Source organism: Ruegeria sp. BF12 (assembly GCF_056538705.1).
The window spans coordinates 49,422-59,321 of sequence record NZ_JBQFTP010000020.1 but is presented as its reverse complement, the minus strand read 5'-3'; the positions used below and the strand labels follow the sequence as shown (position 1 = coordinate 59,321).

Annotated in this window: 10 protein-coding genes; 1 reads left to right on the top strand and 9 read right to left on the bottom strand. The window is 57.2% G+C overall.

Annotated features, from left to right (window positions below):
• Nucleotides 1-159: 159 nt before the first annotated feature.
• The 4 genes from tcuB to ACR0J0_RS21525 form a co-directional block, all read right to left on the bottom strand.
• Nucleotides 160-1,227, bottom strand: a complete 1,068-nt coding sequence (tcuB, locus tag ACR0J0_RS21540; protein ID WP_480666041.1) for a tricarballylate utilization 4Fe-4S protein TcuB — start codon at nt 1,225-1,227, stop codon at nt 160-162.
• Complete coding sequence (gene tcuA, locus ACR0J0_RS21535) at nt 1,217-2,611, bottom strand: FAD-dependent tricarballylate dehydrogenase TcuA (protein WP_480666040.1); 1,395 nt, start codon at nt 2,609-2,611, stop codon at nt 1,217-1,219. The genes tcuB and tcuA overlap by 11 nt, the downstream gene beginning before the upstream one ends.
• 11 nt (nt 2,612-2,622) lie before the next feature.
• The gene (locus tag ACR0J0_RS21530; protein ID WP_480666039.1) at nt 2,623-3,312 is read right to left on the bottom strand and encodes a GntR family transcriptional regulator; all 690 of its coding nucleotides are present in this window, start codon (nt 3,310-3,312) and stop codon (nt 2,623-2,625) included.
• A gap of 249 nt (nt 3,313-3,561) precedes the next feature.
• The gene (locus ACR0J0_RS21525; RefSeq protein WP_480666038.1) at nt 3,562-3,927 is read right to left on the bottom strand and encodes a putative quinol monooxygenase; all 366 of its coding nucleotides are present in this window, start codon (nt 3,925-3,927) and stop codon (nt 3,562-3,564) included.
• A gap of 311 nt (nt 3,928-4,238) precedes the next feature.
• Here ACR0J0_RS21525 and ACR0J0_RS21520 point away from each other — a divergent pair, with 311 nt between their 5' ends.
• Nucleotides 4,239-4,919, top strand: a complete 681-nt coding sequence (locus tag ACR0J0_RS21520) for a GntR family transcriptional regulator (protein ID WP_480666037.1) — start codon at nt 4,239-4,241, stop codon at nt 4,917-4,919.
• 12 nt (nt 4,920-4,931) lie between these two features.
• Here ACR0J0_RS21520 and ACR0J0_RS21515 read toward each other — a convergent pair whose 3' ends face one another.
• The 5 genes from ACR0J0_RS21515 to ACR0J0_RS21495 are packed head-to-tail and all read right to left on the bottom strand — an operon-like array spanning nt 4,932 to nt 9,870.
• A complete protein-coding gene (locus ACR0J0_RS21515) occupies nt 4,932-5,888 on the bottom strand; it encodes an ABC transporter ATP-binding protein (RefSeq protein ID WP_480666036.1) in 957 nt (318 codons plus the stop codon).
• Nucleotides 5,885-6,862 carry an ABC transporter ATP-binding protein gene (locus ACR0J0_RS21510; RefSeq protein WP_480666035.1) on the bottom strand — a complete coding sequence of 326 codons (978 nt, stop codon included), beginning with the start codon at nt 6,860-6,862 and terminating at the stop codon, nt 5,885-5,887. The genes ACR0J0_RS21515 and ACR0J0_RS21510 overlap by 4 nt, the downstream gene beginning before the upstream one ends.
• Before the next feature lie 4 nt (nt 6,863-6,866).
• A complete protein-coding gene (locus ACR0J0_RS21505) occupies nt 6,867-7,769 on the bottom strand; it encodes an ABC transporter permease subunit (protein ID WP_480666034.1) in 903 nt (300 codons plus the stop codon).
• Nucleotides 7,769-8,776, bottom strand: a complete 1,008-nt coding sequence (locus tag ACR0J0_RS21500) for an ABC transporter permease subunit (protein WP_480666033.1) — start codon at nt 8,774-8,776, stop codon at nt 7,769-7,771. The genes ACR0J0_RS21505 and ACR0J0_RS21500 overlap by 1 nt, the downstream gene beginning before the upstream one ends.
• Nucleotides 8,776-9,870, bottom strand: coding sequence for a M24 family metallopeptidase (locus tag ACR0J0_RS21495; RefSeq protein ID WP_480666032.1), 1,095 nt, complete (start codon nt 9,868-9,870; stop codon nt 8,776-8,778). The genes ACR0J0_RS21500 and ACR0J0_RS21495 overlap by 1 nt, the downstream gene beginning before the upstream one ends.
• Nucleotides 9,871-9,900: the final 30 nt, after the last annotated feature.

Here is a 9,900-nt window from a genome sequence, read left to right as displayed (position 1 = left end):
AGTCAGCCAGAAAAGGTCGCTCATATCACCGCTCCGGTTTTCGAGCCGTGAATCACGCAGCGCTTTGAAAATCAATGCACCCTGACCCTAAGACAGTTCGGTCAGCTCGTAACTTTGCAACAGATCCGATCTGTCATTTAGCGCGGGGGTGTTGTCACGTTAAGCACCCCGCTTCCTTTGTGCATCCCTGATAAGGGCAGCGAGCCTGTAAAACCCATGCGCCATTTTGGTATAGGGCATCAGCAGGAAGAATGTCAGGACCGAACCAAGGTGGATAGCAAGTAGCGCGGGCATCAAAGCCGTTGAGCCGAGGGCATAGAGCACCAACCCGCTGAGCCCCACAAACCCAAGCAACAGGATGAAGCCGGTATCACCACCCCATGCCGACGGATCGCCAAGATCGCGGTCTGACTTTTGCTTGAGCAAAGCCATAGCGCCGCATCCCAACGTCAGCAGGATTCCACCGGAAATCCCGAACAGTTTGGGTAAAGACCACAACCCATAAGGCGCGTGCATTCCGAAAACATAGTGCATCACCGTCGCCACTGAGGTCGATGCAAAGCAAAGCAGGAATCCATACATGATGGCATGGTGAATGTGACGCCGCCCCTGGCTGAACCGGTCTTCGTCCTCGAAATTACAACCCTCACCGTGGCCTGCGGCCAGATCCTGCATCTTGCCGGCGCGCTTGAACGCAGCTGTCAGATCAGACATCTGGATGGGTTTTCCGCCGACCTCAGCCCAATAGCGCTTCATGCTGACGGCTATGCTGAACAGGGGCAGCAGGAATGCGGGCGCAAAGATCGCGACCATCGCGTTATGCGACAGAGCAGCGTAGAACCCCTCACCTCCGCTTGATCCAATGGCGCGAATGGCCCAAAATAACAGGGCAAATCCGATCACAAGCGCCAAAGCTATGGCTCCGCCATGGGTGTGGAACCGGCGCGCCAGCGGCTGCGGCCACGCCAAGCTCTCCCAACTGTCCCGCCTTACTTCGGCCAGAGCTTTGGGCAGGTTCAGGTCAAACTCGTGAGGCGCTGTGTACTGGCAGGCGTAGTAGCAGCCTCGGCAGTTGTGGCAGAGGTTGGCAAGTTGCGTAACATCCCCATCTGAAAACGCGCGTTCGGCATGCAGTGACGGGAAGACCGAGCAGTAGCCCTCGCAATACCGGCAGGCGTTGCAGATCTCGGCCTGACGACGGGCTTCTTGAATAAGATCAGTTTGCATAGGCTGCAGCCTCACGTCCTGCGATGCGTCCAAAAACGGTTCCGATGGTCATGCCGAAGCCGGCCAGATAGCCTTGTCCAAGGATCGACCCGGCCATGGTCTCGCCAGCCGCCCAAAGGTTCTTGATCTTGCCGTTGGGGGTCGAGCACTGCGCTGTGTCGTCAACCATGAGGCCCAGATAGGTGAAGGTCACACCCGTTCTCAGCGAGTAGCCATAGAATGGCGGTTGGGTGATTGGTCGGGCCCAATTGGTCTTGGGCGGCGTCAAGCCCGAGGTCGCGACCCCATCCAGCTCGGTTGGGTGAAATCGGCTGGTATCTCCGCAAGCGGCGTTGAATTCAGCGACAGTCGCGGTCAGCTTGTCCGCTGGCAGGTCCATCATCCCGGCCAGTTCCTCCAAGGTATCCGCCTTCAGCGGCGGGAAAACGGAAGGCATGAACAGGTTCAGCGACTTTGCATCAATGATAACGTAACCCACTTGATCTGGTTGGGCCGCTACCAACCGCCCCCAGATTGCGTAGCGCTTTGGCCAAACGTCCTCGCCCTCGTCATAGAACCGCTCAGCATCCTTGTTCACGACGATGGAAAACGGCACGCAGTCCAGACGGGTGACAATGCCGCCGTCGAATTTCGGCGCGCGGCCATCAATGGCGACAGCGTGGCATTGGGTTGGATCGCCAACGCTTTCGATGCCTTGATCCAGAAGGTCGGCCAGCACCACACCTCGGTTGTAGGGCGTGCCCCGGATCAGGAAGTTCTTTGCGGGCTCACCCCAAGCGCGTGTGAGCCAATCCGTGTCGGCCTGAAATCCGCCCGAAGCAACGATCACTGCCTTAGGAGAAATCCGGTGAGATTGACCCTCATATGTGTAGTCTACCCATTCGACTCTATCGCCGCTCAGCTCCAAATGCGTCACGGCAGCTTCATACAGCACGTCAACGCCCAGACCTTCCGCTGTTCTGAAATAGGCATTCACCAGAGACTTACCGCCTCCCATAAAGAAGGCATTTGTCCGGGCCAGTGAGAGTGTCCCGGACAGTGAGGGTTGAAAGCGAACGCCGTGTTCCTCCATCCACGGCAGGCATTCCTCCGAGGTTCGGATCGCCAGTCGGGCCAAATGCTCGTCGGTTTTTCCATCGGTGACTTTCAGCAGGTCAGATAGATATTCATCCTCGCTGTACTCTTCGATCAACGGTCCCAATGGAGATTTATGCATGCAACGAAAGTTGCGCGTGTGACGTGAGTTTCCGCCACGATAGGGTTTTGGCGCCGTCTCTAAGATTAAAACGCGCGCGCCTGCCTCGGCGGCGGTCATCGCGGCGCAAAGGGCAGCGTTCCCGCCACCGATCACAACGATATCGTAAGCTTCCTTTTGGGTGGCCATATCCTGTCTACCTACTGATTTTCGTCGATTGAGCGGTCGCTGTCCTGCAATGCACGGATGCGCACCCGTTGTGCGGCCTGAATATGCGCACGCATCTCTGTTTCGGCCGCCGCACCATCGCGTGCCTTCAAAGCGGCCATGATACAACGGTGCTCGGCTCCGGCCGATCCGGCCCGATCACTGTCCAACAATTGTGAAGGTCCAAGGATCAGTAGCGCTTTCTGAAGGGATAACATGGACTTGGCAAGAAAACGGTTCTTGGCAGCGTCCAGAAGAGTGGCGTGAAAAACCCGATTGATCCGAGCCGCATCCGGGCCGGTGCCAGCCTCGGCCAACCGATCATTCAGCATGTCCAGCTCGTCCAATTCGACATCCGACGCCGCACGCGCCGCCAGTCTGGCCGCGGTCCCCTCAAGCACGGCGCGCATCTCATAGAGCTCCATGACCTCGGCGTAATCTAAACTGTGCACCATAACGCCCTGTCGAGGAACATGGGTGACCAGCCCGTCAGCCTCCAACTGCCGGATCGCCTCGCGTACCGGGGTGCGGCTGACGCCCAACCGTTCAGAAAGCTCACTCTCGCGTAGGCGTGCGCCGGACGGAAGTGAGCCTTCGCGAATCTCTTTTGACAGGCGTTGATACGCAGAATTGCCTTGCGGGCCTGGCTGTAAGGGGTCGCCCTGAATGGTCATCGCGCGCATGCCTTTCTCAATGCGTCCATATGTATACATTTGGATACATATGGAGTCAACATCGTTGAAACCTCAACTGATCGCACAGACCAACACACCTTCACATCTGACAAAATAGGGCGCGACACCCATCTGCGCGCAGCCAATAGTTGTTTTAGTCTCGCATGCCACGAGATGGCTGAAAAACACCTGCCAACGCTTGGGTTGAAGTGTGTTCCATGCTGGGCATTAACCTTTGCGGGTCAGGCCGTTGGCAAGTCAGCCTTTCCCGGAACCGGCTTCAGGCCGCAGAAACCCCTGAATGCGGTCGACATTCTGAAACTGCACGAAAGGGCTGTCACCGCCCGGCCCGCCTTGAAGAAGATCGCCGTGGTCTGTCATGAATTTCGTAAAGACCGGACCGTGTAAATGGCCGATTAAAGCCTGTTCGTCCCTGTAGATTTCCACAAAGACGATAGTATCGTCGCTACATGGCGAAGTTGAACCCGCAGCACCGGAGTGTATGAGGTATCCCCACGTGCCCGGTTCCTTTGCCTCGATATCGATGGCCAACTGCTTGAGCGCTGCAATTCCCTCGGACCGGCTTTCGAGTTTCAGACACCAGGTAACGATCTTGCTAAACATTTCGACACTTCTTTCGAGCGTCATGCCGGAATGGTAATTCCGAGCCCAGCGAATCTACTGCCAAATCACCGCAGCAGTTTCATGAATGAAAAATTTTGTGCTTGAAATCATACACGTATGTTCCTGCAAACATCCGCGTCGGTTGAACCAGAGCCGTCGCTGACCTTTTGTCTGGTTGCGCAGTCTCACAGCTTGATCTGTCTGCAACGGCCGGACATCACCTTATTATTTTCTATAGGCGCAACACCCTTGGAAATCGAACTTTGATTTTGTATTTTGGATACAAGAATACACCGACTGAGACCACTCACATGCCCAGAACCCGCGCGATTGCACGTCAAAGCCTTCCAGATGTTATAACGAACGATCTGCGCGAGCGTATTTTGAGCGGCGAGATGGCCGAAGGCGAAACCATTCGGCAAGAGGCGCTAGCCGAGGATTACGACGTCTCGCGAATGCCCATTCGCGAAGCCCTGAAGCGGCTTGACGCCGAGGGCCTCGTCCAGTTGACAAACAACCGTGGCGCGTCGGTCACCTCGCACTCGCTTTCCGAAATCGGAGAGATTTTCGATCTGCGCGTCCTGCTGGAAGTCGATCTATTCAAACGTGCCATACCTTTGATGACAGAAGCTGATTTCACCGCTTGCGAACAATTGCTCGACGATATGGAGAGGTCTTACGAAGCTTACGATGTTGGTCGTTGGGGTAGCCTGAACTATGAATATCACAAGGCCCTCTATGCGGCAGCTGACCGGGGATTGACCACTGAAATTCTACAAAGGGTCAACCTGCAATCGGATCGCTATGTCCGCATGCATCTGAGCGTTATGGAACAGCGCGAACCAGCCAAGAAAGACCACAGGCAGCTGTTATCGCTGGCGCGAATGGGCCAGGTCGAGGCCGCTTGCGACCTGCTGACTCAGCACATTCAACGAACCAAGGATCAACTGCTGGCGATGGTCATCACCACGCGTAAAACCGAGGCGCGCTGACGTTCGCTCGTGTTATTCCAACGGATGCAGGCACGCCACCTTGTGCGTGGTCCCGCTTAGCTCTGGCGGAGCCGCCCGGCATTCTTCGGTCGCAAGCCAGCAGCGTTGTGCAAATGCACACCCTTTCGGGATATTCATGGGGGACGGAAGCTCACCTTCCAGCTTGATGCGATCTTTCCGCGCGTCGGGGTCCGCCCGAGGCGTCGTCGACAACAACGCCTTGGAATACGGGTGCCGCGGTGCTGCAAACAACTGTTCCTTCGGGGCCTTCTCAACCGCGCGACCCAGATACATGACGATCACGTCGTCGGCAAAATGCTTCACGACCGACAAGTCATGCGAGATGAACAGATAGGCTAGATTCAGCCTTTCCTGCAGCTCGACCAGAAGGTTCAGAATTTGTGACTGGATCGAAACGTCCAGCGCCGACACGGGCTCGTCCAATACCAGAACCTTTGGATTGAGCATCAGGGCGCGGGCGATGGCAATGCGCTGACGCTGACCGCCCGAGAACATGTGCGGATAGCGGTCATAGTGCTCAGGGCGCAAACCCACGAGGTCGATCATTTCGCGCGCACGGGCTTCACGGTCAGCGGCCGACATATCAGGACGGTTGATAATCAGCGGTTCCTGAAGGATTTGTCCGATCCGCTGACGCGGATTGAGTGAACCATAAGGGTCCTGAAACACGATCTGCACCGTTTCGCGCATCTCAGCCCATTTCGATGGGGTAATGTCGACACCGTCGATGGTCAAAGTGCCCGAGGTTGGTTCCTCGATCATTGTCACAACTCGTGCCAGTGTCGATTTCCCACAACCGGATTCACCCACGATCGCCAGCGTTTTTCCCGGCTTCAAATCAAAATCCACGCCGGATAGCGCCTTCACCGTGGCCGATTTCGACAACAACCCGCCTTTGACGATATAGTGCCGGACCAGCGCATTGGCCTGTACGATAGGTGCGGTCATACCAGTTCTCCGGCGGTTATCTTCTCGACATAGTGGCAGCGGGCTTTCCCGAACTCAGCGCTGTGTGGTTTTGGCGGCGTACTCCGACACAGCTCGTCCGCATACTTGCATCTTGGGCTGAACAGACATCCTTTGGGACGGTCGAACTGACCCGGAACCACGCCAGGAATAGTCGGCAACATCTTAGACGTTGCGCGTTCGGGCAGCGCGCTCAGCAGTGCAGATGTATAGGGGTGGCGCGGCGTTCGGAACAGATCACGGACAGGCTGCTCTTCAACCTTTTGGCCGGCATATTGCACCTGCACGCGTTCGGCCGTCTCAGCAACGACACCCATGTCATGCGTAATCAGGACAAGTCCCATGCCCTGTTCGTCACGCAGTCGAACAAGGAGGTCCAGAATCTGTGCCTGAATGGTCACATCCAGTGCGGTCGTAGGTTCATCCGCAATCAGCAGCTTGGGTTTGCAGGCAATCGCCATCGCAATCATCACACGCTGGTTCATGCCGCCTGACATCTGGTGCGGAAAGGTGTTTAGCCGGCTTTCAGGCGCAGGGATGCCAACCTGATCAAACAGTTCGATCGCGCGCTGGTGCCGCTCTTTCCGGTTCAGACCCAGATGAATGCGCAGCGCTTCCTTGATCTGGAAACCAACCGTGAAACAGGGGTTCAGCGAGGACATCGGCTCCTGAAAGATCATAGCAATGTCCTTGCCGATGATGTTACGCCGATCCCGTGCCGAGATTTTGGTCAGGTCGATACCTTCAAAGCGCAACTCGTCGGCGGTAATCGTAGCAGTCCACGGCAGCAAGCCCATAAGGGCCAGCATTGACACGGATTTACCTGATCCACTTTCGCCGACAATGGCCATCAACTCGCCCTTGTCGACCGAGAGGTCGACGCCATCCACGGCGCGGAACTTACCCGAAGCGGTGGCGAACTCGACGGTGAGGTTTCGGATATCCAAAAGGCTCATATCGTCAGCTCCGCTTCAGTTTCGGGTCCAGCGCATCGCGCAGACCGTCGCCCATCAGGTTGATGGCGAGCACTGTGATCAGGATGGCGAGGCCGGGGAATGTCACCACCCACCAGGCACGCAGTATGAACTCGCGCGCTTCGGCCAGCATGGTGCCCCATTCGGGCGTGGGAGGTTGCGCCCCCATGCCCAGAAAGCCAAGGGCGGCGGCGTCCAGAATGGCGGTCGAAAACGACAGCGCGGCCTGTACGATGATCGGAGCCAGACAGTTTGGAAGCACGGTCTTGAACATCAGCCGCGCTTTGCCCGCTCCCGCCACGCGGGCCGAAGTCACATAATCTTTCTGACGTTCCGACAACACTGACGCCCTGGTCAGGCGCACGTAATGCGGTTGGAACACGATGGCGATGGCGATCATCGCATTGGTCAGCGACGGGCCGAGGATTGCGACCAGAACCAGTGCCAGCAACAGCGAGGGAAAAGACAGGATGATGTCCATAATCCGCATGATCAGAGTGTCGACCCATTTGGGCGCAAATCCGGACAACAAACCGATGATCACTCCGCCGGTTACTGCGACACATACCACGACGATCCCGACAAAGAATGAGTAACGTGATCCCATGATCAGGCGCGACAGCATATCCCGCCCCAACGGATCGGTGCCCAGAGGGAAAGCCCAGCTACCGCCCTCTTGCCAGGCGGGTGGCTGCAGGATGTGGTCGCGAAACTGCTCGGTCGGATCGTAAGGCGCCAGCAGAGGTGCAAAGGCGGCGCAGAGCACAAAGGCAGAGAACACCCACAGCCCCATGACAGCGCCTCGGTTTTCGCTGAAATAGAACCAGAATTCGCGCAGGGCACTGGGGCGGTCTTCGGTTTTGGGTGGGGTTGCGGACAGTTCGGCCATCACCGCCTCCGGATTTTGGGGTTGATGATGCCGTAAAGGACATCGACCAGAAGGTTCACCAGCATCACGATCACGGCGATCATCAGCAGGCCGCCCTGCACAACCGGGTAATCCCGGCGGAAAATGCTGTCGACCATCCACTTACCGATACCGGGCCAGCTAAAGATCGTCTCGGTTAGGATAGCGCCAGCCAGCAGAGTGCCAACCGACAAGCCGATCACCGTAACGACCGGGATCAGTGCATTGCGCAGCGCGTGCAGACCATTGATCCGCGAGGGTGAAAGACCCTTGGCGCGCGCGGTCCGAATATAATCTTCGCCCAGAACTTCCAGCATGGCCGACCGGGTTTGACGTGCGATCACAGCGAGCGGGATGGTCCCCAGCACGATCGTTGGCAGGATCAGGTGGCGCACTGCCGAGCCGAACGCTCCCGACTGCCCCGAGAGCAGGCTGTCGATCAGCATAAAGCCGGTCACGCTGGGGAAGTAGTACAACAGGTCGATCCGGCCCGAGACCGGCGTCCAGCCGAGATTGCCTGAGAACACGATAATCAGCAGCAGTGCCCACCAGAAGATCGGCATGGAATATCCGACCAATGCCGAAGACATCAGCGCCCGGTCAAAGAACTTGCCCCGGTTCACCGCTGCGATCACTCCGGCCGGCAAACCCAGAGCGACAGCGAAGATCATAGCACAAAGGGACAGTTCCAGCGTGGCGGGGAACAGAGCAAAAAACTCATCCCAAACCGGTTTCTTGGTCACAAAGCTTTCGCCCAGATCGCCGTGCAGAACGCCTACGAGGTAGTCCCAATATTGCTGCAAAACCGGTTTGTCGAAGCCCAGTTTTTCGACCATCTCCTGATAGCGTTCCTCGGTCATCCCGCGTTCACCGGCCATGACGATGATGGGATCGCCCGGCAGAACCCGGATGAACATGAATGAGATCAGGGTCACGCCCAGAAATGTCGGTATGAACATACCGAGACGGGTAAGTAAGTAGCCAAACATCAGCGACCTATGATTGTTAGATCTTTGGGAAAGCTGGTCAGCGACCGGCAACCGTTTTCGGTCACCAGAACATCATCTTCGATGCGAACGCCGAAATTGTCCAGATCATAAAGGCCCGGCTCGTTCGTCCAGACCATCCCTGCAAGGATTTCCTGATCATTACCGCGCATGATGTATGGCGCCTCGTGCACGTCTCGACCCAGCCCGTGACCCGTTTTGGTGCGAATACGATCAGCATAGGGCGAGGCCTCAAGCACGCTGATCACGGCATCGTCGATGTCATGGGCGGTAACACCCGGTCGGCACGCCTCGAACCCGGCCAGATTGGCGCGCAGAACAGTGTCGTAAACCGCCCTGCCCTCATCCGAGACCTCTTCGACAAAGAATGTCCGCGTGATATCGGCGGCAAATCCGTGCTTGCGGGCACCGAAGTCGAACAATAGCGCGTCGCCCGGTTTGATCTGATAATCCGCCCGAGCCTTGCCGTGCGGGCGTGCCGAGTTATCCCCGGCGGTGACGATCGGTGAAAAGGCCAGCGAGGCCGCGCCTTCGGCAAACAGGGCCTGGATCAACGCCTGTTCGATTTGCTGCTCGGTTTGACCGACGCGGACGTCTGCGATCACACGTTCCAGCGCACGTTCCGAGATATCGATGGCAGCTTGCAGCGCCGCGATATCTTCATCAGTTTTGATGATCCGCAGGCCGGAAATTTCTCGTTCTGCGTCGACGATACGCAGGTCTGGCAGCGCTCGCGTGAAGGCTTTTGAAACGAAAACCCGCATGACCTGACCTTCGACGGCCAGTGATCGCAGCGGCAAAAACTCGGCTAGTGCGGCAAATGCGTCGTCATATCCGGTCTGATCGCGCCAATCGAAGACTGCGCCTTCGAAACCGACCAATTCCCATGACCCCAATTCCAGATTGGGCACAATTGCTGCCGGAGTCCCTTCGGCCGGGATCACGACCGCAAAGGGTCGTTCGTGGCTCATGAAGGGCTTTCCCAAAGCGCGGGTAAAATTCGGGCCGGGCACCAGTGCCACGGCATCTACTGACATGTCCTTTGCCAGTTGACGGTACTCGGACAAATCCGGCATTCAGGCCGACCTCCCAAAAAAGAAGCCGGA

What these genes read in the sequence shown, in the direction of transcription:
- tcuB (WP_480666041.1), bottom strand. Translation starts at nt 1,227, where the DNA reads ATGCAAACTGATCTTATTCAAGAAGCCCGTCGTCAGGCCGAGATCTGC.
- tcuA (WP_480666040.1), bottom strand. Translation starts at nt 2,611, where the DNA reads ATGGCCACCCAAAAGGAAGCTTACGATATCGTTGTGATCGGTGGCGGG.
- ACR0J0_RS21530 (WP_480666039.1), bottom strand. Translation starts at nt 3,312, where the DNA reads ATGCGCGCGATGACCATTCAGGGCGACCCCTTACAGCCAGGCCCGCAA.
- ACR0J0_RS21525 (WP_480666038.1), bottom strand. Translation starts at nt 3,927, where the DNA reads ATGTTTAGCAAGATCGTTACCTGGTGTCTGAAACTCGAAAGCCGGTCC.
- ACR0J0_RS21520 (WP_480666037.1), top strand. Translation starts at nt 4,239, where the DNA reads ATGCCCAGAACCCGCGCGATTGCACGTCAAAGCCTTCCAGATGTTATA.
- ACR0J0_RS21515 (WP_480666036.1), bottom strand. Translation starts at nt 5,888, where the DNA reads ATGACCGCACCTATCGTACAGGCCAATGCGCTGGTCCGGCACTATATC.
- ACR0J0_RS21510 (WP_480666035.1), bottom strand. Translation starts at nt 6,862, where the DNA reads ATGAGCCTTTTGGATATCCGAAACCTCACCGTCGAGTTCGCCACCGCT.
- ACR0J0_RS21505 (WP_480666034.1), bottom strand. Translation starts at nt 7,769, where the DNA reads ATGGCCGAACTGTCCGCAACCCCACCCAAAACCGAAGACCGCCCCAGT.
- ACR0J0_RS21500 (WP_480666033.1), bottom strand. Translation starts at nt 8,776, where the DNA reads ATGTTTGGCTACTTACTTACCCGTCTCGGTATGTTCATACCGACATTT.
- ACR0J0_RS21495 (WP_480666032.1), bottom strand. Translation starts at nt 9,870, where the DNA reads ATGCCGGATTTGTCCGAGTACCGTCAACTGGCAAAGGACATGTCAGTA.